This is a genomic window from Sporosarcina sp. FSL K6-1522 (assembly GCF_038622445.1).
Lineage (GTDB): Bacteria > Bacillota > Bacilli > Bacillales_A > Planococcaceae > Sporosarcina.
The window spans coordinates 4329309-4353965 of record NZ_CP152019.1 but is presented as its reverse complement, the minus strand read 5'-3'; the positions used below and the strand labels follow the sequence as shown (position 1 = coordinate 4353965).

Here is a 24657-nt window from a genome sequence, read left to right as displayed (position 1 = left end):
AGCTTACTATGAATATATTATTGGTTACATTGGCATATCCGGAAAGTGAAACGCAAACGAATTTATATACTGATTTGATGTCAGAGTTTAAAAAGAACGGACATGATGTCACGGTAGTTTGTCAAAGGGAAAAAAGAAGTAATAAACCAACGGAATTGGTATCACATCGATCAATACCAGTATTGAGGGTTCGAACGGGGAATGTGACAAAGACTAACATGATAGAAAAAGGGATTAGTACCCTTCGGTTAGAAAACCAATTCATTAAAGCGATAAAAAGTCAGTTAACTAACAAAAGGTTTGACCTTGTACTGTATTCCACGCCGCCTATAACTTTTGAGAAAGTTATTAAGTATTTTAAGAAGACACAGTATTCTACAACGTATTTATTATTGAAAGATATATTCCCTCAAAATGCGGTAGATATATCTATTATAAAAGAAAACAGTATTATTCATAAATACTTTAAGAAAAAAGAAAAAGCGCTTTATCGAATAAGTGATTTTATAGGATGTATGTCTGAAGGGAATAAAAATTATTTAATAGAGCATAATCCTGAAATTGATGTTAATAAGATTGAAGTGAATCCAAATACAATAATTCCTACGGAAATAAAAAATGAAGAGAGGGAAGGAACGGTAAGGAAGCTTTATCGTATACCAGATGAAGCATTATTGTTCATCTACGGTGGGAATTTGGGTAAACCACAAGGAATAGACTTTCTTATAAAATCACTAGATCAATATAAAAATCAGAAAGATGTCTATTTTTTAATCGTGGGTTCCGGAACGGACTTCAATAAAATTCAACAATATATAGCATTAAATAACCCAACTAATATTAGCTTGGAAACGTATATGCCGAAAGCACAGTATAATGAATTAGTAAAAGCGGCGGATATTGGGATGATCTATTTGGATGAAAGATTTACAATCCCGAACATCCCCTCCAGACTGACGGCATATATGAATAGTTCAAAGCCAGTGTTAGCTGTTACAGATATGAATACGGATTTGAAAGAAATCATTAAAGATGCAAAATGCGGATATTTCTCTCCAGCGGGTAATTTGGAATTGTTTAAAAAGACGGTTGAAACAATTAAAGACGAAAGAAATCTTTTGCATATTCTGGGTAACAACGGGCGGGAATACCTGGAAGAACATTTTCATGTATCTAAAACTTATGAAATTATCATGAAGCATTTTGACAGATAGGATGAGATATTATGTTTAAAGATAAAACACTATTAATAACTGGCGGAACAGGGTCATTTGGAAATGCAGTTATGGAGCGCTTTTTACATACAGATATTCAAGAAGTTCGTATCTTTTCTCGCGATGAAAAAAAGCAAGATGATATGCGTAAAGTCTATAACAATGACAAATTAAAGTTTTATATCGGTGATGTTCGAGATCTTGCAAGTTTGAAGTACGCAATGAATGGCGTTGATTATGTTTTTCATGCGGCAGCACTTAAACAGGTTCCTTCATGTGAGTTCTTTCCAATGGAAGCCGTAAAAACAAATATAATCGGTACCGAAAATGTATTGAATGCTTCCATTGAGTATGGGGTAAAAAAGGTCATTTGCCTTTCGACGGATAAGGCCGCCTATCCGATCAATGCGATGGGGATTTCAAAAGCGATGATGGAGAAAGTATTTGTTGCTAAAGCAAAAACAGTCTCACCTGAGAAGACACTTATTTGTGGAACGAGATATGGAAATGTTATGGCATCAAGAGGGTCAGTCATACCACTTTTCGTGGAACAAATTAAAGCTGGAAAGCCACTCACAATCACAGATCCAGATATGACTAGATTCCTAATGAGCCTTGAAGAGGCAGTTGAACTTGTAGTCTTTGCATTTAACAATGCAAAAGCAGGTGATATTATGGTTCAAAAATCCCCAGCTTCTACAATTGCAGATTTGGCACAAGCATTGAAGGAGATTTTTTATGCTGATAATGAAGTAAGGCTTATAGGAACACGTCATGGTGAAAAACTTTATGAAACATTACTAACAAGAGAAGAACACGTCGTTGCAGACGATTTATTGGGTTTTTACAGAGTCCCGACAGATAATCGTGATCTTAATTATGAAAAATACTACGAAGAAGGTAATCAAAAGTTTTCATCCAATGAGGAATACAATTCGCATAATACCTATCAGCTTTCGATAGAGGAAATTAAAGAAAAATTATTAGAACTACCTTATATACAAAGCGAACTGGAAGGTTGGAGAGAGAACAATAATAGAACGGCTGTATATGCAAAGTAAGGTGAAAGGGTGAAATCAAAAGTGAAAGTTCTTGTAACGGGGGCAGCGGGATTCCTTGGTCAAAATTTAGTAGCGGAGTTGAAAAACCAGGGATATGAGGATGTACTTTTGTTTACTAGGGATCATACAAGAGATGATTTGGAAAAGTATACAAAAGAATGTGATTTTGTATTTCACTTAGCCGGAGTAAACAGACCAGAAAATGAAAATGAGTTCATGGAAGGAAATGTTATATTTACTTCCTTGTTGTTAGAGCTACTAAGAAAGCATAACAACCATTCACCAATTCTTATTACCTCTTCTATACAAGCCGAAAACAATAATCCCTATGGTGTAAGTAAGAAAGTTGGGGAGAATTTATTGTTCGAATACGCAAAAGAAACAGGAACAGATGTATATGTATATAGATTACCGAATTTATTCGGCAAGTGGAGTAAACCTAACTATAATACAGTTGTTGCTACTTATTGCCATAATATTGCTAGGGATCTAGATATACAAGTCAATAATCCAGATGCAGAACTTACCTTATGCTATATAGACGATGTAATGGAAGAGTTTGTTAACGCACTTAAAGGATCTCCTACGAAATTCGATAATTATTGTTTTGTACAAACAACCCATTCGATTAAGCTGGGGGAACTGGCAGAACTTATTAAAAGTTTTAAAGAAAGTAGAAGTACACTAAGTGTTCTTGATATGGAGGACGCTTTGACGAAGAAGCTTTATAGTACTTATTTAAGTTTTTTACCTGAAGATCAATTCTCTTATGATTTAAAGATGAATAAGGATCACAGAGGCTCTTTCACTGAATTTATCCGTACGCCTGAACGTGGGCAAGTATCAGTGAATATATCCAAACCAGGGATTACGAAAGGTAATCATTGGCACCACACTAAAAATGAGAAATTTCTAGTGGTAAGTGGGGAAGGACTTATCAGATTTAGAAAAATAGATTCGGACGAAATCATTGAATATCGAGTGAATGGTGAAAAACTTGAAGCTGTAGATATACCTACTGGTTACACACACTCTATAGTAAACGTCGGAGCAACGGACTTAGTAACGGTCATGTGGGTCAATGAATGCTTTGATCCTGAAAAGCCGGACACAATATTTTTGGAGGTATAGACAAAATGAGTAAGCTAAAAGTAATGACAATCGTGGGAACAAGACCCGAGATCATTAGATTGTCAGAAACGATAAAAGCATGCGATCGATATTTTGACCAAGTACTTGTACATACCGGACAAAACTGGGATTACACATTAAATGAAGTCTTTTTTGAGGAGCTTGAGTTACGTCAGCCCGATCATTATTTAAATGCAGTTGGTGAACACCTCGGTGAGACGATAGGGAATATTATTGCTAAGTCTTATGAAGTATTGGAAAAAGAAAAGCCAGATGCATTACTCGTTTTAGGTGATACGAATAGCTGCATGTCTGCAATTTCAGCCAAACGACTTAAAATTCCGATTTTCCATATGGAGGCGGGAAATCGCTGTTTTGACCAAAACGTTCCCGAAGAAATTAACCGCAAAGTAGTCGATCATATTTCGGATATTAATCTACCTTATACAGAACATAGTCGTAGATATCTACTATCTGAAGGCTTCCGAAAAGAACATATCTTTGTTACGGGTTCCCCGATGGCAGAAGTACTGTCTAAACACATGGACAAAATTAATGACAGTAAGGTTCTGAGGGAGTTGGGACTTGAAAAAGGGAACTACATTCTTGTGTCTGCGCATCGTGAAGAAAATATAGATAACGAAGAGAATTTTCTATCACTTATGAACGCGATTAATAACATCGCAGAAAAGTATCAGGTACCTGTCATTTATTCTACACATCCACGTAGTTGGAAGAAGATTGAAGAGCGTGGGTTTAAGTTCCATCCGTTGGTCAGGCAGCTAAAACCTTTCGGCTTTCTGGACTATAATCACCTTCAATTACATTCATTTGTTGTCTTGTCTGATAGTGGAACATTATCTGAGGAGTCAGCAATGCTTGGGTTCCCTGGGGTCCTGATTAGAACGTCGACTGAACGTCCAGAAGTATTAGATAAAGGGACTGTTGTAGTTGGGGGGATTACGGAAAAAGAAATCACTCAATCTGTGGAGTTGAGCCGGGCCATGTGGGAGAACGAAGAGAAAACTTATCTTGCTGATGATTATCAAGATAAGAATGTTTCGGTGAAAATCGTTAAGGTTATTCAAAGTTATGCAGATACCATTAAAAAGGTTGTCTGGAAGAAAGGGTAAGCAAGCTATGCATATAATGATATTTGATGTGCCTGCCGAAAGTGGTGGGGCCCTTTCGATGTTGCACGAAGTGTATGAGGAAGCGCTCGCCAATGAAGATAAAACGATTAAGTGGACCTTTGTAGTTAGTAAACCAGATTTAAAAGAAACAGAAAATATTAAGGTATTAAGGTTCCCATGGATTAAGAGAAGTTGGATTCATAGGTTATACTTTGATAACTTTGTAGCACCGAAAATTGTTAAGCGAAACAAGGTAGATTATGTTTTATCACTTCAAAATATAACTGTTCCTAGTGTGAATTGTGGGCAAGTATTATATGTACATCAATCGTTGCCGTTTGTTGACCATAAGTTTTCATTCCGGGAAAATAAAAAACTTTGGATATACCAGAATGTTATAGGCAAAAAGATTATAAAATCAATTCAAAAAGCAGACTATACTATAGTGCAAGCAGAATGGATGAAGCGGGCATGTATTAATAAGGCTGGCATAAGGAACGAAATAATTGAGGTTATTCCACCCAAAGTGAAGGTCGAAGTAAATAAATCTTTTAAGCCAACCAATGAATCATTATCAACATTTTTCTACCCTGCAAATGGAATGAAATATAAGAATCATAAAGTTATCGTTGAAGCCGCGAGTTCTTTAAAGAAAACGACTGTCAAAAAACATGAAATAATATTCACTTTAACTGGAAATGAAAATGAGTATATTTCCAGTTTGTATGAGAGAGTGAAGAAAGAGAAACTACCCATTAAGTTTTGCGGGAAAATGTCTAAAAAGGAAGTATTTGAAATGTATACAAGGTCAGTATTGATTTTTCCATCATTTATTGAAACTTTTGGATTACCCCTTTTAGAGTCAAGAAATCATGGGGGAATAATACTGGCTTCAGATACTCCTTTTGCCCATGAGATACTAGAAACCTATCAAAACTCATACTACTTTCAATATGAGGATTATCGTAAGTTATCGGAATTGATGACCGATATATTAACATCAAAAATACTTCATAATAATACCGAAAAAGGAATGAATGGCGATGGAGAAAAAGTAAAGAGTTTAATAAGTTTTTTAATAAAATGTGCAGAGTGAAATTTCAGTATATGACTTTATAAATAAACCGACCCAATGTTAAAAGTAGAAGGGCTGTATTTTGAAAAATCACAATCCAGAAGATTTCAATTGCAACTAAACAAAGTTGCAACTCGACTTTGATCCTCTACGGGCATGAGCACTAAGCTAGAAGCCAGCCATTTCAAAGGTTGACTTTGCTGACGAAGGCTTATTATGTCCGCTACTCCTTGTAAAGTTTTAACGCTAAGTTAGTTTGCAGTTTTATGTACTTTCATTTTGCACGATACCCAAGTCGAAGTGAATTTATTCATGTAAAACACCGTGAAATAAAAATATTGTAGAACTTAAAATGGATTACCAAGTGACTTTGTAATGTAAATTGAAAAAACTAGGTGAAAATTTTGTTAAAAAAAGATTTGTTCTATTATATACTTTCTAAAGTTTTACCACTAGGTCTTGGAATAATGTTTGTTCCAATAGTTTTAAATTTTTTGAGTGTGGAGGAGTATGGGGAGTATTACACTTACAATCAATATTTTGTTCTTATTAACTTGATTATTTTATCAACTACATTCTACTTGCAAAATAATATTTTAGAAGACGAAGAAATTATTTATAAAGTTCAGTACTTCACGATTATTTTGTCTGTCGTTGTTTCTATAATAACTCACACATTCGTATTTTTTTTATTAGGATTTGAAAATAAAAATTTACTGATACTAATTACGGTAGCTCTTATCTTTATGGGAATTTATCAAAACAAGATGATCATATTAAATGTAACTGGTTTATCAAAAGTGTATTTTATTGGTCAACTTTTATTTTCTTTCTTTAAGTTAGTTTTTGTTTTTCTTTTGATGAAAGTTTTTTTTGCATCCTCTAACATGATTTTTATTGGGATTATTTTAAGTTTATTAGTTAGTATTTTATTTTTGGAAAAAAGTAATAAAACATTTAATATATCATTCTTTTTTTACGATTTAAATTTATTTAAGAAAATATTTAGTTTTGGTTTTTTTGTTTCATTTATAGTGTCTATTGATATAGTCCTGAATTTTATTAATATCACCCTGGCTAATAGATACTTAAGTACAACCCTGTTAGGCGTTTATACGGGGTGGTTTAGTGTTTTTGCACTAATAATATCGATGTTTACATCTATAATATACCTTCCTTTTATCTCCAAGATATACAATGCGAAACGTGAAAATCCATTGCAATTAAGTAAATACTTTAGGAAGTTATATATATATACCTTAATAATTAACATAGTAGTAATAATATTTATAATGACTTTTGGATCGAGAATCTTTAATTACTTCGTCCCTGAAAGTTATATAGAATATCTCTTCCCTTGTATAATATTAATAATCGGATTTAGTATAAATTCGATTATTAAAATAGAAGTGCTAAAAATGCAAGTAATAAATAAAGTCAATATAAGAACTTTTATTATATTCGTTGTATCTATAATTATATATTCCTTTGGCAGCCTTTTTTTTATGAAAAACGATTCTTTAGAAGTATTAATTTGGCAAAGTGTAATTGGATATATTATTTTTTACTTGGTATTGTATCTTATTAATAATGTTGCAGGAAAACGGATGGAGAAAATTGATGAACATTAATTGTTTTATGGATTTTTTACCTCCAAACTGGTTAAATTCGGACATTCTAATACTTTTATCAAAATACAGTTAAGAAATGCGGGTTGCGCCATGAAAAGATTTTTTGATTTTATATGTAGTCTAGTTGGTTTGTTGTTCTTACTCCCCTTATTAGTGATTATAGCCTTATTAATAAGAATGAAATTGGGATCCCCTATAATTTTTGTTCAACAACGTCCCGGCCTAAAAGGCAAGCCATTTAATATTTACAAATTTAGATCAATGACGAATGCGAAGGATGAGCATGGGAATTTATTGCCGAATCATCTTCGTTTGACTAAATTCAGTAAAGTTATACGAAAACTAAGTTTGGATGAGTTACCACAATTGTTTAATGTTTTAAAAGGGGATATTAGTCTTGTAGGTCCACGGCCTTTACTAATGGATTACTTAGAACTGTATTCCGAAGAACAATCAAGAAGGCACGATGTTCGTCCGGGCATTACAGGATGGGCTCAAGTAAATGGTAGGAACGCTATAAGTTGGGAAGAGAAGTTTGAACATGATGTTTGGTATGTCGATAATCAGTCCTTTCTTCTAGATATGAAAATTTTATTTATTACCGTCAAGAAAGTTTTAATTTCTGACGGTGTAAATAAAAGCGAAGAAGTCACGATGGAACGATTTAGGGGAGTTCCGCAAATAAAAGATAGGAGACCGCCGAATGTGTAACTTTGCTCAAGAATGGATTGAGTCCAGAAAAGATAATAAAATAATAATTATTGGTGCGGGAAGTTTGGGAAAAATGACAGCCAGTATTTTAGCAGATAATAATGACTACGACTTAAATAATATTGCATTTTTAGATGATAATATAATGCCTGGTCAAAAAATACTTGACTTTATGGTTATAGGAAAACCAGTGGACTTAGAAGGTATTGACTGTGATGGTGAATCGGTAGACTTTGTAATTGGAATTGCAAATAATAAAATTAGAAGAATTGTGGCAGATACTTTCGGAAATTTCAATTATGTAAACGTAATACATAAAACTGCAAGCATTTCAAAATATGCTAACCTTGGCTATGGAAATATAATTTTACCACATGTAAGTATAGATCCAGATGCGGTAATTGAAAATCATGTCATTATAAATAAAAACTCAACTATAGGACATAACGTTACTTTACGCGATTATTCACAAGCCTGCCCAGGAACAAATTTGGGGGGAGATATAGGAAAAGGTGTTTTCTTAGGTTTAGGAAGCACTGTATTACCGGGTATTCGGGTTGGCGAGAATTCTGTAATTGGGGCCGGGGCGGTTGTAAACAAGGATATTCCCGCGAATTGTGTAGCTGTTGGAATCCCATGTAAACCGGTAAAGAGTATTGATTAAAAGAAAAAAGTGAATTTTAAGAGGGAGACTTTTAGAATGAATAAACGAATTTTATTATCTTCTCCTCATATGAGCGGAAATGAACAGAAATACATAAATGAAGCATTTGAAACGAATTGGATTGCACCGCTCGGGCCGAATGTGAATGCATTTGAAGATGAACTAGCAAATTATGCGGGGACTAAAGAGGCTGCGGCCACTTCATCTGGTACGGCAGCAATCCATTTAGCATTGGAACTGCTTGGGGTTGGGCGAGGGGACAAGGTTTTTTGTTCGAGTTTGACGTTTGTTGCAAGTGCAAATCCAATTCTATATCTGGGAGCCGAGCCAATCTTCATTGATTCGGAAGAGGAAACATGGAATATGTCTCCGAAGGCTTTAGCATGTGCTATGAGAGAAGCGAAAGCTGAAGGGAAAATACCAAAGGCTGTAATTGTAGTGAATTTATATGGCCAAAGTGCAAAGATGGATGAACTGATAACGATTTGCGATGAGTACGGCGTCCCTGTTATCGAGGACGCGGCAGAGTCGCTTGGTTCTCTTTATAAAGGGAAGAAAAGCGGATCATTCGGTTACTATGGCATTTATTCATTTAACGGAAACAAAATTATTACAACCTCTGGCGGTGGTATGCTCATTTCGGACGATGTCGATGCACTAGCGCGGTCGCGATTCTTGGCAACCCAAGCAAGAGATGCGGCACCACATTACCAACATAGTAAAATAGGCTATAACTACCGTATGAGTAACATTCTTGCTGGCATCGGACGTGCACAGCTTGAGGTGTTGGATGAGCGAGTGAAAGCAAGACGCAATGTGTTTGACAGATATGTTGAAGCGTTAGGTGAGATTGAAGGTCTTCACTTCATGCCTGAGCTTGAGGGGACATATTCGAATCGTTGGCTAACGGCTTTGACGTTGGATCCTAATATTGTTAAGGTGACCCCTTATGAACTTATAGATGCCCTTGAGGGAGAGTGTATCGAAGCAAGACCCGTTTGGAAACCACTTCATATGCAACCCTTATTTGAGGGATGTAAATTCTATCCGCATAGTGAGGATAATGTAGTGAGTAAGCGGTTGTTTGAGGAAGGAATTTGTCTGCCGTCGGGATCAAATATGACAGCCGAGCAGCAAGAAAAAGTTATTACCACTTTGAAAACCCAACTTTCTTAATATTCTATGCACTATCTAAACACCTTAAATGTAAAGGTATTTCTTTACTTGTTATTAACTTAGTTTTCATCATTAATAAAGCAGGCTGATGATTTGTCTATATCGGCCATATAGACTGTTGTAAACGATAAATTTGGTGCTAGTATGGATCAATTGAAAAAGCGAGGGGAAGGAAGATGAACGACAGCTATGGTTTTGACATGAAACAAATGTCTAATGAATTAACATTATTAATTGAATTGCTGAAGACAACTAATGGAAATAACATCGGGGTAACGAATAATGAATATTTGAAAAAGACTGATTGGGATCAATTTCTCCAATTAACAATGTATCATCGGTTACACCCGTTAATTTACTTGAAATTGAAAGACCTTGAATGTGAATATATTCCTGCACTTGTTATGCAAAGACTTGAACAAGAATATAAAAAAAATGCTTATGAGATGCTTAAATTGAGTGGTGAAATGGGCTACGTAAGTGAATTGTTTAGGGAAAATAATATTCGTTCCCTTTTTTTAAAGGGCCCTGTTATTGCTTTAGATCTTTACGGAGATGTCTCACTGCGAACATCTAAGGATTTAGATATACTAATTTCACTAAATGATCTCGATAAAACAAGAGAAATTCTTTTGAAATGTGGATATGAAAAAGAGGAAGTGCTCACCCCGTTAGGGAATAAAGTTGGGCGGATGCTAGCGAAGGATGAAAATTATGTTCATCCTAAAAAGGGAACTATTATCGAAATTCACTGGAAGCTACATCCCTACTCATTGAACGAACCGGATTTTGAGGAATTATGGGGAAGAAAAAGGATAAAAAACTTTGGGAATTATCCTATACACTTTCTGGGGGAAGAAGATTTATTTTTATTTTTGGTTGCCCATGGTGCCCGGCATGGATGGTTCCGTCTACGTTGGCTGTTAGATATTCATCAAATTATGAGCAATCAGATCAACACAGAAGGGAATTCTAGCATACTAAAAAAAATCGATCATCGACACTTAGTATGGGGGGTTAATTACTTAGGTCAGGCCATTATTTTAACTTCAATGTTATTCGACACCCCTATCAATGGTGCCGTGCAATCCATAACCGAAAGAAACGGTGCTAAAAAGTTAGCGAAAAAAACATTAATCCATCTTTCGTGGCAGGCGCAATTAAAAAACACCCCATCAAGGGAATATCTAGATAAATCCCCTGCGCGCTATACTTTTTCAATTATGCCTAGCAATCAAAAGATCATATTTCTTATGCGGTTATTCTATCCAACTACTAGTGATGTTGAAACACTTACGTTGCCTAAATCACTCCAATTTATGTATATACCGTTACGTCCATTTCTAGGGGTATGGAGAAAAACAGGGAAACTTTTAAAATGATAATAGTGAAAATCAAAATTTTGCATAGTAAATTCAGCAAATAAGCCTTGATACAACTAGGCAAGGCTTTAATTCGTTTTTGTAGTTGGTTCGTTAGTGATGATTGGAGTAAGAATCATGGTACGAAGAACCTCCCTTTTATTCTAGTGGAAATAAAGCATTAAAAGTGTAAAGGTTTGTGTCTTCAATTTTTTGCTTTCTTTTGATATTTGAAGGTTACAAGTACTTTTTATCTTCCGTAGCTATTAATACGACAGTAGGGATACCCTGGTAAAGATAGATGAATCTGGAGTATCTGCGTCAATACCAGAATGGTTTTGCAACATTGATCTTTCGAATCCTATTTGGAGGAAGTTTTTTAAAGAAGTGACTCTTTTCTGAGCCGGGATTGCAATGCAGCAGTTATTATGTTTAAAAATATAATCTATAGATTATGTACTCAATAAAACAGGTATCGAAGAATATAGTAAAGATGCAGGGGAAAAGCCAAGTGAACGAATAATATGTACTTTCGCGAAGCTGTCATTGTTATGTCCGATATTTTGGGAAGGGGAGCCGAAATGGAACCAATCCACATTGTAGTTGACATGCGACGGACTAATCCTGTTGAAACGATTAACCTTACGCAAAACGATAGGGGCATTTTCTTTATCGTAAAAATGCAGAAAAACGGAAAAAATGAGCCGTTGCCATCCGAATCCACTTATACGTTAACAAGTCTTCGTCCTGATGGTTTGGCGGTGTTATCGGAAGGCGAACTGAAGGGGCGCAATAAGTTGGTGTTTAAAATTGGTACAGCGGAGTTAGCGGTTGTGGGGACTGTCTTTGCATCTGTGCAAAGACATCAAGCGGATGGGCGAATATCGTCATTACCATTCAGTTATAATGTCGTGGAGGATTTGGCGGAGAATCTCGTTCTATCAGAAACTGACGGTGCATCAATCGAAACCAAGCTAAGGGGAAATCCACTACTTATTAATGAAGTCGAGAATGCGAATATTGCAGCTTTAGATGTTGAGGATAACCTGAAAAAGGTAGTCGAACCTCAAGAGAAGCGGGAATCAATCGAAATAATAGGACGACGGGCAGGGATGAGTGCGATAGAAATGCCGTCAGATCCTGATGAATTAAGGGGAGTTAAAGGGGAGGCTGAGCAAGCATCTGTTGATTTACTTTCCACCCGGTTAGTGGATATTCTAGATCAAGTAAGTAGAGCATATCAAGAAATAGAACAGGCAATTACAGGCGTAGATTCTACAATATATCAATGCTTAAAGGATAGGTTAGACACTGAACAGGGTTCCGTAAATAGGAAACTCAATGATATTATACAAAATACGATTAACGTAAAATCCTTTGGTGCAAAAGGGGACGGTATCACGGATGATAGGAGTGCTATTCAGTCTGCTATTAATTCGATTGCCACAACGGGAAAGATTCTATACTTTCCAGAAGGAGTATACAATCTTAGCGACTCAGTTATTATAAACGGAGGAAATGATAGAGCAATAATACTTAAAGGGGATAGCAGAAAAAGTGTATTAAATTTAACATCTAAAGTTGCGGGAAAATCTATATTTGTTATTAAGTCCATTCTTTCATACAAAAACACATACAAATTGTTTGAGGATCTATCTTTCAATGCTACTTCCTCAGAACTGCAGTCAGTCATTACTTGGCAGCCTTTTAGTGATACACAAGAAGGGACGCATGCCCCCTTTAATTTTTGTAAGTGTGACTTTATTACTAGCGGATACAATATTAACTGGGATAACTGTCGTTGGACGGGGCAATCTTCTATTCGAGATTGTAATGGCTTTGGTGGTGGCTTTATAATGATTCGACCAGCACTCAAATACTATCGTGGCGGTTCATATCCGCATTCTTTTTCAGGTTTATCAGTATTGGATAGTCATTTTTCGGCTACTGGAGGATTACCGCGAGACTCATTGCTATATCTAGAGGGGTTACAAAAGTCCGTTTTTACGAATGTTCAAGTAGAGGGAGCTGCCTCTCATTTTTCTTCCCAACATGTGAACGACTTTCTTGCCAAAAAGCGCGGGAACTACCTTCACACAAGCCAAAGCTCAGTAACTTTCAATGAATGTTGGTTTGAAAGCGGTGGGACAGATAATGTATCAAGTGGCTACCAATATTCATTTGAAGGAAAAGGGCATAGTACAGATTTTCAATTAGTAACTTTTGTAAACTGCAAATCCTTTTTCAAAGTATATGGAAAAAATACAGACGTACAAAGTCCAGCGACAGTAATATTCTTGGGAATGAGCTACACTAGCCATCTAATTTATGATATTTCTGATGGTTGTAGTGTATCATTTGATAATTGTTTGTTCCGATACGACAGGGATATTACTGATTTGTTGTCCAAAAACTTCAGAATAACAATAAAAAATTCTAGAACTTCACGAGGTAAAACCATTGGTGATAATATCAGCATAATTAATTCAAACAGCATGAGGGATTTGGTTGTATATAGTTATACGGGCGGGACCATCCCAAATGCTATATCCTTAATGAAATCTTTTCCTGACTATTCCATGCCAAGACCGCATAACAGTGTAAGACATGGTTCTACACTTAAAGTAATCTCGAATTTAACGAGCGGGATAATTATAGAGCCAATATTTAATGATGAAACACTAAACCGAATTAGTGATTTAATAACATTTCCCGCGGAGGTTACGATTAGGGTTTATTATAGGTTACATCACCATAGTATTGATCGTGTTAAGCATCCCTGGAAATTATCATTACAGACATTTGTTGCACATAGTATCACTGATATAATAGAACGAACGTACTCCGAGAATGCAAAAAGGTATTTTACTGTAGCAGATTTCGAGCCGCAATATCACTATGGTGGGGCAGAGATAAAATGTATTGATATGGTAATTGGTAAAAGTTTACCGCCGATTCATTATGGTGGTACTGATTGTGTCTATTGGGATATCGGTGGAGAAAATGTTATGGATAAAGGAACTTGGGGGCTAGGGGATAAAGTTAAAGATATAAGTGGTAGTATGTATAAATTGTGTACAACTGCCGGCACGGATGCCTCGATAAATATTACTGGTAATGTAATGATAGGTGAATTAACACACTTGTATGTGCCAAAGTTTGATGACTTTAGAGGCTTCATTGGTGGAGAATTTATTAACGTGGAAGGCATAAAGTGTAGGGTTCTTGACTATGAGTACGGTACTAATGACGCTCTTAATTATCTTATAGTTGATAAGAATTTAACGGTCGGGGATAAGCAGATTGTAGTGAATGTCTTACCAAATTGGAAAAGTTTAATTGAATAAAGGGAAAAACAAACCAAGCAGTAGTAGAAGTGCAGAAAAATTCATTTTAAGGTACCTACTGACATGAACAGACGTTACAAAAGGGGAATACACTAAATCATATTTACTTGGTCTTCCAAGGATGGATTGGTATAAGACTAAATAATGGCTGGTATTTACTATTTTTTGCTATATATAAATTTCAAGAAACTAAACCGGTTGGGGTGGCAAATTATGCAGCATCTAGAACCAAATTCATTTGGCGTTGCCAAATCAAATGATTTTAGTAATTTAATTTGGCACATCACAATATATTCTTTGGTTATATTTTCTGTGTTACCCTATTATAATACGTATACAAATAATACGGGTATATACCTGGGAAAGTATGTCATGTTAACTGTATTTACCCTTGTGCTTTTTCGAGCGACTAGTAAACTTGGGATCAATCAGAATAAGTTAGTTGCTTTTTTTTGTTTAATATTACTTGTTTGCTCTCTTAGTATATTTAATACAAATTATTTGATTGACACAGTTTCCAATATTCTTATGTATTGTGCAGTAGGTGTGCTCGCGGTGTTTTTATTACCTAAAATAAGTTTTCTAAAGTTCAAATCAATACTTGTTGTTTGTTTAATTGCGACTTTCCTTATGGTTACATTGCCATCTTTAGTAGGCATTGGGGATTTGTCCTTGTACAGCAACTATGACGACAGACTTAGATATTTTGGGATACTCAATAACTCCAATATGTTGGGAAGACTTGCACTACTTGGAGTACTTCTTCCTATAAGATTATGGAGTTTCTATAAAGGTTTTTTGAAAAAAGTTTTCTTCTTATTTATGATTTTTTCGAATACTTACCTTATAATTCTTTCGGATTCAAGAGCTAGTATGATTGCGTTAATTTCAGTTGCAACATTTTTGATATTTATTTACGCGTACAGACAATTACCAACCACTGTATTAATATTATTAATATCTTTTTTAGTAGCCGTGTCCCTGATTATATTTATGTTTTATGCCAATAATCATACGTTCTCCTTTTCTGTGGACTTGAATGAACTTACGAGTGGTAGATTTGCTATTTGGAGTGATATGTTTGGCGTAGGATGGCTGGGATTAGTTTTTGGAATGGGATCGATGGGGGTTCAAGGTAGTCACAACGGATACTTGGAGATATTTAGATATTTTGGAGTGCTGGGTCTTATAACTTGGTTATTTGTAATCTTCTACTTATTGATAAGAAAGAGTAGGGCATCTGTAAATAGTAAATCCCTATCAAATATTATTGGATTTTGGATAGTGATTGCCCTTATGATTTATCACTTAGCAGAAGGTTCTATGGTATCAGTGGCGAATCTAGGAGGTATTTATTTTTGGTTGGAGTTATCCCAGCGAAATAAGGCCGAGCAGGAACAAGCTACGTAGTGGCTAACAGATGAAGAAAAAGGTCAATCATGTTATTCGGATTGACCTTTTTCTTATTCAAGTTACTGAAATGTGAAGTGGGTGCTAGTTTCCGTAAGCTTATTCAAAGGTATTGAACGATTTATTTATACTTAATGGGGGGGGAACCTAGCTTTTGTAGGATAATAATCTCCACTTGTTGGAAAATGTCGAGCAAGATTAAAATAGAACATAGACTGTTTTCTGTTTTCAATTTTCGTTAGAAGGACGGTACTCAAAGTTAGGGCAAGTGCAGGTACTTGATATGATTCTTGGCAGAATCGTTCACGACTACTTCGATATTCTAGTTGATGGAGAATAAGTTTCGATGGGAGAACGTCAAGGAGTGGAAAATCCAATTGATTCCTTAATCCATGGCGTTGAAAATTGTTGTGTAGCGAGGTGTTTTTGTCACATTGTATTTACCTAATGATGTACTGATGAAAGTGGAAGATAGATTACTACCTTCGTGCATAGCTGTTGAGAATATGGCAATTAATCACGATGAACTCGTTCATTAGGCCATGGACATCATTGACAAGCAATTTGAAAATAAAAGATTTATATAAAGGGAGCATTTTTGGTCGTCTTTTTTTATGCGTGGCTCTCTTTCCTACAAATAGTGACTTAAAACATCGTGTAGTTAGACCATTCCGACCATAATACTAAAATTATTAATGATGTATCGCGATGCTTTAGTTCTATATATGGAGTTTTTTGTGATTCTAAATACTTGTCGTGTTATAAAAAGTGATATCTATTGATTCTAAATACTTACGTCTATATATTTTGAGGAAAAATGACGAAAGAAAGTATGATAAAAGTTCTACTTTTTGTTGACTTATAATTGGAAAAAAGATACGATGGGTGTAACATAAATCAGAAAAGTACTACAGTTTTTAATACTGATTTTTCGACAAACTACACATAAGTTATTTGATGTGCATCAGTTAAAAGGATACATAGGGAAAAATGTATTACTTAATCGAAGGGGGGAGAATATGAGTGCGCTAGCTGGTATTTATCATATGAATGGCGAACCAATAGATATCCAGTCAGGTCATGATTTGATGAAGGCTTTGCAGAAGTACCCGGCCGATGCGATTCAAACCTGGCACTTAGATTCTATTTTTTTGGGGTGTCATGCCCAATGGATTACCCCTGAATCTGTGGGAGAACCGCTTCCGTTTTACGATTATGAAAGGCAGTGTGCCATTACTGCAGATGCGATTATCGATAATCGGAAAGAGTTATTTGAAAGGCTACAAATCGATCCGTCGTACCAAAAACAGATTACAGACAGTGAACTTATTTTACGTGCTTATTATAAATGGGGAAAAGATACCCCGAAGTTTTTACTAGGTGATTTTGCTTTTATGATTTGGGATCAGAAACACCAAAGGCTTTTCGGGGCTAGGGATTTCTCGGGAAGTCGAACGTTGTACTATCATAGAAGTTATGATAGGTTTGCTTTTTGTACTATCATAGAACCGCTGTTAGTCTTACCATTTGTAGAAAAAAAGGTGAATGAACAATGGTTGGCTCAGTATCTGGCATTGGCTGGAACGGTAGATGCTGTAGATTCTACCATAACGCCTTATCAACATATCGAACAAATACCGCCATCGCATAGCATTACGATAGAAAAAAATAAGATTACACTCAATCGATATTCTTATATAACGAAAGGGAAGGTACTCAAATTAAAATCTAATGAGGAATATGTCGAGGCTTTTCAGCATGTTTTTCAAGAAGCTGTGACTGCGAGGTTAAGGACACATGGAAAGGTTGGTTCGCAGTTAAGTGGAGGGTTAGATTCAGGTGCTGTTGTTGCGTTTGCTGCGAAGAAGCTACAAAAGGAAAATAAGCCGTTTCATACATTTAGTTATATACCCCCTGCAGATTTTGAAGACTTTACCCCTAGATACTTAATAGCGGATGAGAGGCCTTATATTACATCTACCGCCGATTATGTGGGTGGTATTACTACTCATTATTGTGATTTTAAAGGTAGAGATTCTTATTCTGAGATTGATGACTTTCTCGATGTGATTGAAATGCCTTATAAGTTTTTCGAAAATTCATTCTGGTTGAAAGGGATATTTGAAAAAGCACAGGAACAAGATGTACGAGTATTGTTGAATGGGGATCGTGGAAATTTTACGGTATCTTGGGGATTTCCTTTAGAATACTATTCACTTCTGCTCAAAAAAATGCAGTGGGTTCGACTCCATCGGGAATTACTCGACTATCGGAATAATGTAGGCGGGTCTCGATTACCTAGATTGAAGGTCATTGCGAAAATGGGATTCCCGATTTTAGATCGAATCTTTCCGGGAGATACACCTTATAAAGTGCCAGATCTTATTAATCCGAGTTTTGCTGAAAAGATGGGTGTGTATCCTACTTTTGAAAAGTATGGCATGGATCAGACTGGTTGGTATGCTAAACCAGATATCTTCTTGGAAAGAAAAAAGCACTTTGAAGATGTCTTTCAATGGAATGTTAGTAGTACACTGGCCTCGAAGTTGTCGTTGCGTTATGCCTTATGGAAAAGGGATCCAACAAATGATTTGCGTGTTGTTCAATTTTGTTTATCTGTGCCAGAAAGCCAATACGTACAAAATGGGGTAGATCGTTTATTGATTAGAAGAGCGACTAAAAACTATTTACCAGATAAGGTACGTTTAAATCAGCTTGTACGAGGAGTTCAAGGGGCGGATTGGGTGCATCGGATGCTTCCGAATTGGGAGGCGTTTAAAGAAGAAGCACAGCAGCTTCGTACTGACGATAGAATTCGTGAATATGTAGATGGACATGCACTGAAGGAGGCTTTGACGTCGCTGGAACAGCAACCAAAAGCCGAATATGACACGGATATCGGTTATAAATTTTTAATGCGTGCATTGATTCTTCAGCGATTCTTAAAAAAGTTTAATTGAAAGGAGGTGATAAATATGAAGATGGAATGGCAAAAACCTGAACTAGAAGTGCTAGATGTGAATCAGACAATGCTTGGGGCGGACGGGAACCGTCTAGATTCTGCTTTCCCGAGTGGAACTGGTAAACCGGATTTAACGTTTAGCTAATCGGAAAAGATTGTTTGTGAAATCCGCATTATCAATCCAAATCTGCTTGGATTTCATACATATGAAATCCCGTAGTTGGCAAGGAATTGGCCCCCTATTATCTTGGGGATAATAGGGGACCTTTTTGCTTGATAAGCGATACAAACCAGTTCAATTTTCCCGAAAATAATATCTATGTTGCTGGAAGACTAGGTAGTGAAAGGGACGTTTATATGCTTAGTAATACTAATCCTGTTTATAAAGCGTTCGGCTTAACGATTGCTAGTGAAGTTCCTTTACCGGAAATACCTCGGCACTATGGGGAAGGGAATGCAGCCGATGTTGTGATTGAACGTGCTGATCTTTCTACGGAATGGGCTAGGCATTCGAATACCGAGCAAGATTTTGTGCTAAAGGAAAATTGGTTGATGTTTATCATACCGGAAACAGCCATCTATTTGATGGAAGATGGGCGTAAAATCACGGTATCTCCGATGGATGGGGCAGACGAAGATCAAATCCGCCTCTTTCTTTTAGGTACGTGTATGGGTGTCATTTTATTGCACAGGAAAATTCTTCCTTTACATGGTAGCGCAATTGCTATTAATGGTAAGGCTTATGCCATCGTAGGCGACTCTGGTGCGGGGAAATCTACATTAGCTTCTGCATTTTTACAAAAGGGCTATCAACTGTTGAGTGATGATGTGATACCTGTAACGTTGAATCATGAGAATGTGCCAATTGTTACGCCGGCCTATCCCCAGCAAAAATTGTGGTTGGAAAGTTTGGATCAATTCGGAATGGAATCAACGAATTATCAACCGCTTTTTGTTAGGGATACGAAATTTGCTATTCCTGTTGAATCGCAATTTGCTACTGAATCAATACCACTTGCCGGGCTATTTGAATTAGTCAAAGGGGACCATCAGGAGGTTATCATTCAACCGATTGAAAAGATGCAACGATTTTATACATTGCTTACGCACACCTATCGTAACTTCTTTTTACAAGGTTCTGGTTTAATGGAGTGGCATTTTGACGTGTCCTCTAAAATGATGAACAAACTACATATACATCGAATTAGTCGACCAAATGCACGTTTCACAGCGAATGAGTTAGTAGATCTACTACTCACAACCATCGAGAAGGAGGAGAAGCTATATGATTACTCAGCAAATTGACGTAAAGAATGCCTTGTTTAGTCAACAACCAGGAAATATCGTAAGCGATATGGATGGGGAAAAAGTGATGTTAAGTATTGAAAGTGGAAAGTATTACAATCTTGGCGAATTGGGTGGGGAGATTTGGGAACTGATGACGGAACCGATTTCGGTTGAAAAGTTGGTTACTACGTTACATTCTCGCTATGATGTTGAGCAAGCAATGTGTGAAGAACATGTAATCTCCTTTTTGACGCAGTTGCTCGATGAAGGTTTGGTTAACAAAAACTAAGTTATGTATGATTTTCCCTAGGGAGGAAACAATGAACCTATTAAAAAGTGTTCGTACGTTTAGTAGATTAGATAGGAAAACCAAATTGCTACTTGTGGAAGCTTACTGTCAGTTGGCAAGGGGACGTTATCTGAAAAGCATTCCGTTTTCTAAAGTAGCACCTTCCCTTGGCGAACAAATGAAAGAGACTTCTTTGACGTCGATTTCTTCGAACGAAGGAGAGGTAGCGCGTGTTTCGAAAGCAATTCAATTGATGAGTCGCTATACTTTTTGGGAGAGTCAATGCCTAGTCAAGGCATTCGCTGGCATGAAAATGCTTGAAAAAAGAAAGATCGAAAGTACGCTGTACCTCGGTACTGCAAGAGATGAAAAGGGAGGAATGATTGCACATGCGTGGTTACGCAGTGGACCTTTTTATATCTCAGGTGCCGAGGTGATGGACAGATTTACGGTTGTTGCAAAATTTGCTAAAGAAATCCACGGAACTGAAATGGAAAGTGGAAAGATTGAATAATCGTTTTGTGGCTTATATTATTCCTTTTCACTTTCATTCCGCCGTTTCGTGCAATGATTATTCTCCCTTTGCCTCCTACATCCCTCACCCTTTATCCACAAAAATAAGGTTCTGTCTTATCGTGTATGCCAAGAAACTTTGTGGCCGTTAAGATAGGGACCCCATGAAATCACGGCCTACGATAGGAGGATCTGGTTTTGAAACATCTTTTGTACTTTACGAAACAAATATATACATATTCAGGAAAAATACTGGTAATCAATCTTATTTGTATGATGTTCATCGGCTTATTAGATGGTGTAGGGATTTTCTTAGTCATCCCGTTGATTGGACTGACGGGTATTATGGATGTCAGCACAGAGGAACTCTCCTTTTTAAGTTGGATAACGAAATTTTTTTTAGGCATTCCTGAAACGATTAGTTTGCTGATTATTTTAGGTGTTTATGTCCTACTCATGTTGGGGCAAGGCCTTTTTAAAAGAAATCAAACCATCTTGGGAGCGAGAATACAACAAGGCTTCATCCGACAATTAAAAAATGAAACGTATAGCAGTTTGTTACAAGCGAAGTGGGGATTTTATCTTAAAAAAAGGAAATCAGATATTATACATATTATGACAAATGAAATGTATAATGTGAGTGCCGGTATTTACTTGTTTTTACAATTTATATCTTCGCTCGTTTTTACATTTATCCAAATCGCGATTGCCTTTTACTTATCGGTTAAAATGACGAGTTTTATTTTATTATTTGGCGTCATTCTGATCCTTGCTTCTAGAAAGTTCGTTCATAAGTCGCAATCACTAGGAAAAGAAACTGTTCAGTTAACACAAACCTATTTAGCGGGTATCACGGATCACTTTAATGGAATGAAAGATATTAAAAGTAATTCGCTAGAGGAATCCCATATGCAGGAGTTTTTCTCTTTAACAAAAAAAATCGAGCAAAATAGGGTAAAGTTAACGACTTTAAGTGCAACTTCGCAAATGATTTTTAAAATGGTTTCGACTTTACTCATTGCTATATTTGTCTTCTTTTCAATCAAGATGTTTACAGCTCAAACGGCGCAGATTATGTTGGTTATGCTTATTTTTGCAAGGCTATGGCCTAGGATTTCGGGGATTCAAACGAATTTAGAACAACTAGGCGCCACAATCCCTTCATTAAAAGCATTATTGGATTTACAACATGAATGCTCTGAAGCAAATGAGTTACGAGAGCAGGATCTGAAAAATATAAAACCGTTGGCTATTCAATATGGTTTACATTGTCAAGATGTGTACTTTAGGTACGATCAAAATGGAGACACGTATGCATTGAAAAATATCAATGTGCACATTCCTGCCAACCGCATGACGGCTGTAGTAGGGGGATCTGGAGCTGGGAAAAGTACTTTAATCGATCTATTAATGGGCTTAAATCAAACGAATGAGGGAGTCGTCACCGTTGACTTTGAACCACTTACGCAAGATAATTTGGTCGCATTTAGAAAATCGATTAGTTATATCCCGCAGGATCCGTTTCTATTTAACGCAACGATTCGGGAAAATTTAATGATTATTGATCAGCAGGCAACGCGAGAAACCATTTGGGAGGCATTAGAGTTTGCCGCGGCTGCTGACTTTGTTCGGAAGCTACCACAAGGATTGGATACGCATATAGGCGATCGAGGAATTCGGCTATCAGGTGGAGAAAGGCAACGTCTGGTATTGGCCCGGGCCATTTTACGAAAGCCATCTATTCTTGTTTTAGACGAAGCTACGAGTGCATTAGACGTAGAAAACGAGGCAAAGATTCAAGAGGCCATCGAACGATTAAAAGGTACGATGACCATTATTGTCATTGCACACCGTCTATCCACAATTCGTAACGCAGATCAAGTATTGGTTATGGAAGACGGAGAAATTATTCAAGCAGGCAATTATCAGCAGCTAGCGCAAGAGAAAGATGGAGTATTTGGTAATCTACTAGATATCCAAATGCAAGCGACTATGTAATGAAGAGATCCATGTTTTCTATTGGCCATCTTGTTATGGACAGCAGAGAACATGGGTCTTTTTGTGTGTAATCTTCTATTGGGTTAGTACATACTACCTTCCTTTGTCAAGCGTCCATGTAGAATGTAATTTCTAATTAGGTTATACTGATTAGACAACACGTATGAGGGCAAAACTACTGAAAAGTAGTGACGCAAAGCTATAGGGGCTACTGTCATTGACAATGCTTGCCAGCTACCGTAAAGGACCCCTGTACGATTATCGACTAGAGGTGGTAATTTGACTATACATAAAAGGGTGATTCTATTTTGGCATACCTTAAGATATCGTTACAATAGCATCATTATTAAAGATTGTTTATGCGATGAGACGAGGGCGCAAATTAAGTCGAAAATTGACTTTCATGCAATGAAAATAAAAGAAATTAAAGCACTTAAATAAGAGTGTTTTTTCAATTGCAAAACCATATAGTATCGACAGAAGGAGTTGCACCAGATTCTCATTGAGTTATAAATTACTTACAGTTTATCGGTGCCAGAACTCGAATTAGCAAAGGGAAAAGCGATGGAGAAGATTTTGCGGAAATCATAATTAAAAACGAAAAAACACTAATTCCATTTACATAGCTTAATTTTTTAGTAATCGAACCCGAAACATTTGCTTTGATGGAATAATTCTGTAGTCAAAACAAACTTAAAAGATTAGAAAAATTAAAGACGATTCTAAGATTTAAGATGACTGAAATGTAGTGGTCTAATCTTCCTCAATCGGGCGCGTTTTTGGAAGATCAAAAGCCTAATTCCTCAAAAAAACAGAGGAATTAGGCTTTTTTAACTTTCCAAATCCTTAAGGTTGTCAATCAGTATAGGAGCTCACTTAGTTAAGGGTTGCTGCAAGAATGCTAATTTGTATTGTGGAATGGCTACTATCTTGATGAGGTGTTTCTTGAATCGCCCAATTTTTCGAGAGCATTTGTTGTAAGGTAGGTAGCTGTTGCATGTCAAAGGTGAGTTGAATGATTCCGCTATCCGTCAGCTGGTAATCACGGGTTTCGACTTTGTCAAACCGCATTCTCAATAGATTTCGTAAGCCGTTGATGGTCATGAATTTCACGTTATAACCGTCTGCCAGAATGGCGGAAAAGGCAGACGGATCTTGTGTGTAGAGTGTCAGTAGTGCAGCAGAGTCGAATGTGTCGTCGATTGCTGTCCAAGATTCTGTTGTATTGTTGGCAAGCTGTGCGAGTAAATCTGCATTTGAAATTCCGTTGCTACGTAGCGTTTCAATGAGATAGGCGTCCATCATTGTAATTTTGTGCGTGTTCATGTGAAGTCCCCCTTGTTGGTCGTGTGTATATGTAAATTATAGAGGAGTTAGAGGGTTCTGACTATGATTGATTGTGGTGGTGGGGTGATGAATGCGTGGTTCGCGAGCCAAATTGCGCGGTTTGCGAGTGTGAATGCGCGGTTTGCGGTCCGAATTGCGCGGTTCGTGATTGTGAATGCGCGGTTCGCGAGCCGAATTGCGCGGTTCGTGATTGTGAATGCGCGGTTTGCGATCCGAATTGCGCGGTTCGTGATTGTGAATGCGTGGTTTGCGGTCCGAATTGCGCGGTTCGTGATTGTGAATGCGTGGTTTGCGATCCGAATTGCGCGGTTCGTGAGTTTGAATGCGTGGTTCGCGAGCTAAATTGC

Annotated in this window: 20 protein-coding genes and 1 riboswitch; of the genes, 19 read left to right on the top strand and 1 reads right to left on the bottom strand. The window is 36.8% G+C overall.

The annotated features are described in order from the left end of the window. Window positions 1-8: 8 nt before the first annotated feature. The 18 genes from MKY34_RS21685 to MKY34_RS21600 all read left to right on the top strand — a co-directional run bounded on the left by MKY34_RS21685 (window position 9) and on the right by MKY34_RS21600 (window position 22963). Window positions 9-1214, top strand: coding sequence for a glycosyltransferase family 4 protein (locus MKY34_RS21685; RefSeq protein ID WP_342513179.1), 1206 nt, complete (start codon window positions 9-11; stop codon window positions 1212-1214). Window positions 1215-1225: 11 nt separating this feature from the next. Beyond that, window positions 1226-2275: a polysaccharide biosynthesis protein gene (locus MKY34_RS21680; protein WP_342513178.1), complete on the top strand. Its 1050-nt coding sequence runs from the start codon at window positions 1226-1228 to the stop codon at window positions 2273-2275. Window positions 2276-2296: 21 nt separating this feature from the next. After that, window positions 2297-3406: a capsular polysaccharide biosynthesis protein CapF gene (locus MKY34_RS21675; protein ID WP_342513177.1), complete on the top strand. Its 1110-nt coding sequence runs from the start codon at window positions 2297-2299 to the stop codon at window positions 3404-3406. A gap of 5 nt (window positions 3407-3411) precedes the next feature. Beyond that, the gene (gene wecB / locus MKY34_RS21670) at window positions 3412-4539 is read left to right on the top strand and encodes a UDP-N-acetylglucosamine 2-epimerase (non-hydrolyzing) (RefSeq protein WP_342513176.1); all 1128 of its coding nucleotides are present in this window, start codon (window positions 3412-3414) and stop codon (window positions 4537-4539) included. Then, complete coding sequence (locus MKY34_RS21665; RefSeq protein ID WP_342513175.1) at window positions 4499-5635, top strand: glycosyltransferase; 1137 nt, start codon at window positions 4499-4501, stop codon at window positions 5633-5635. The genes wecB and MKY34_RS21665 overlap by 41 nt, the downstream gene beginning before the upstream one ends. Window positions 5636-6018: 383 nt before the next feature. After that, entirely contained in the window at window positions 6019-7245 is a 1227-nt protein-coding gene (locus tag MKY34_RS21660; RefSeq protein ID WP_342513174.1) for a hypothetical protein, read from the top strand. Window positions 7246-7335: 90 nt separating this feature from the next. Beyond that, window positions 7336-7956, top strand: coding sequence for a sugar transferase (locus MKY34_RS21655; RefSeq protein WP_342513173.1), 621 nt, complete (start codon window positions 7336-7338; stop codon window positions 7954-7956). Next, window positions 7949-8620 (top strand): acetyltransferase, encoded by a 672-nt coding sequence (locus tag MKY34_RS21650; protein WP_342513172.1) that lies wholly within the window; start codon window positions 7949-7951, stop codon window positions 8618-8620. The genes MKY34_RS21655 and MKY34_RS21650 overlap by 8 nt, the downstream gene beginning before the upstream one ends. Before the next feature lie 36 nt (window positions 8621-8656). After that, window positions 8657-9796: an aminotransferase class I/II-fold pyridoxal phosphate-dependent enzyme gene (locus MKY34_RS21645; protein ID WP_342513171.1), complete on the top strand. Its 1140-nt coding sequence runs from the start codon at window positions 8657-8659 to the stop codon at window positions 9794-9796. A 176-nt stretch (window positions 9797-9972) separates the two neighbouring features. After that, window positions 9973-11178 carry a nucleotidyltransferase family protein gene (locus tag MKY34_RS21640; RefSeq protein ID WP_342513170.1) on the top strand — a complete coding sequence of 402 codons (1206 nt, stop codon included), beginning with the start codon at window positions 9973-9975 and terminating at the stop codon, window positions 11176-11178. A 560-nt stretch (window positions 11179-11738) separates the two neighbouring features. Beyond that, window positions 11739-14504, top strand: coding sequence for a glycosyl hydrolase family 28-related protein (locus tag MKY34_RS21635; RefSeq protein ID WP_342513169.1), 2766 nt, complete (start codon window positions 11739-11741; stop codon window positions 14502-14504). Window positions 14505-14717: 213 nt separating this feature from the next. Continuing rightward, window positions 14718-15914 (top strand): O-antigen ligase family protein, encoded by a 1197-nt coding sequence (locus tag MKY34_RS21630; protein WP_342513168.1) that lies wholly within the window; start codon window positions 14718-14720, stop codon window positions 15912-15914. Between the two features lie 1019 nt (window positions 15915-16933). After that, the gene (locus MKY34_RS21625; protein ID WP_342513167.1) at window positions 16934-18874 is read left to right on the top strand and encodes an asparagine synthase-related protein; all 1941 of its coding nucleotides are present in this window, start codon (window positions 16934-16936) and stop codon (window positions 18872-18874) included. Between the two features lie 15 nt (window positions 18875-18889). Beyond that, entirely contained in the window at window positions 18890-19021 is a 132-nt protein-coding gene (locus MKY34_RS21620; protein WP_342513166.1) for a paeninodin family lasso peptide, read from the top strand. 212 nt (window positions 19022-19233) lie between these two features. Beyond that, on the top strand, window positions 19234-20181 hold the full coding sequence (locus tag MKY34_RS21615; RefSeq protein ID WP_342513165.1) for an aldolase: 948 nt from the start codon (window positions 19234-19236) through the stop codon (window positions 20179-20181). Next, window positions 20162-20452, top strand: coding sequence for a lasso peptide biosynthesis PqqD family chaperone (locus MKY34_RS21610; protein WP_342513164.1), 291 nt, complete (start codon window positions 20162-20164; stop codon window positions 20450-20452). The genes MKY34_RS21615 and MKY34_RS21610 overlap by 20 nt, the downstream gene beginning before the upstream one ends. A gap of 31 nt (window positions 20453-20483) precedes the next feature. Further along, entirely contained in the window at window positions 20484-20966 is a 483-nt protein-coding gene (locus MKY34_RS21605; protein ID WP_342513163.1) for a lasso peptide biosynthesis B2 protein, read from the top strand. 197 nt (window positions 20967-21163) lie between these two features. Then, the gene (locus tag MKY34_RS21600; protein WP_342513162.1) at window positions 21164-22963 is read left to right on the top strand and encodes an ABC transporter ATP-binding protein; all 1800 of its coding nucleotides are present in this window, start codon (window positions 21164-21166) and stop codon (window positions 22961-22963) included. A 158-nt stretch (window positions 22964-23121) separates the two neighbouring features. After that, a riboswitch (cyclic di-GMP riboswitch) is annotated at window positions 23122-23205 on the top strand. Window positions 23206-23839: 634 nt separating this feature from the next. On the opposite strand, the gene MKY34_RS21595 is transcribed toward MKY34_RS21600, so the two are convergent. Further along, complete coding sequence (locus tag MKY34_RS21595; protein WP_342513161.1) at window positions 23840-24289, bottom strand: hypothetical protein; 450 nt, start codon at window positions 24287-24289, stop codon at window positions 23840-23842. Between the two features lie 63 nt (window positions 24290-24352). Between MKY34_RS21595 and MKY34_RS21590 the strand changes: the two genes are divergently transcribed. Further along, window positions 24353-24652 (top strand): hypothetical protein, encoded by a 300-nt coding sequence (locus tag MKY34_RS21590; RefSeq protein ID WP_342513160.1) that lies wholly within the window; start codon window positions 24353-24355, stop codon window positions 24650-24652. The last annotated feature ends 5 nt before the right edge of the window (window positions 24653-24657 follow it).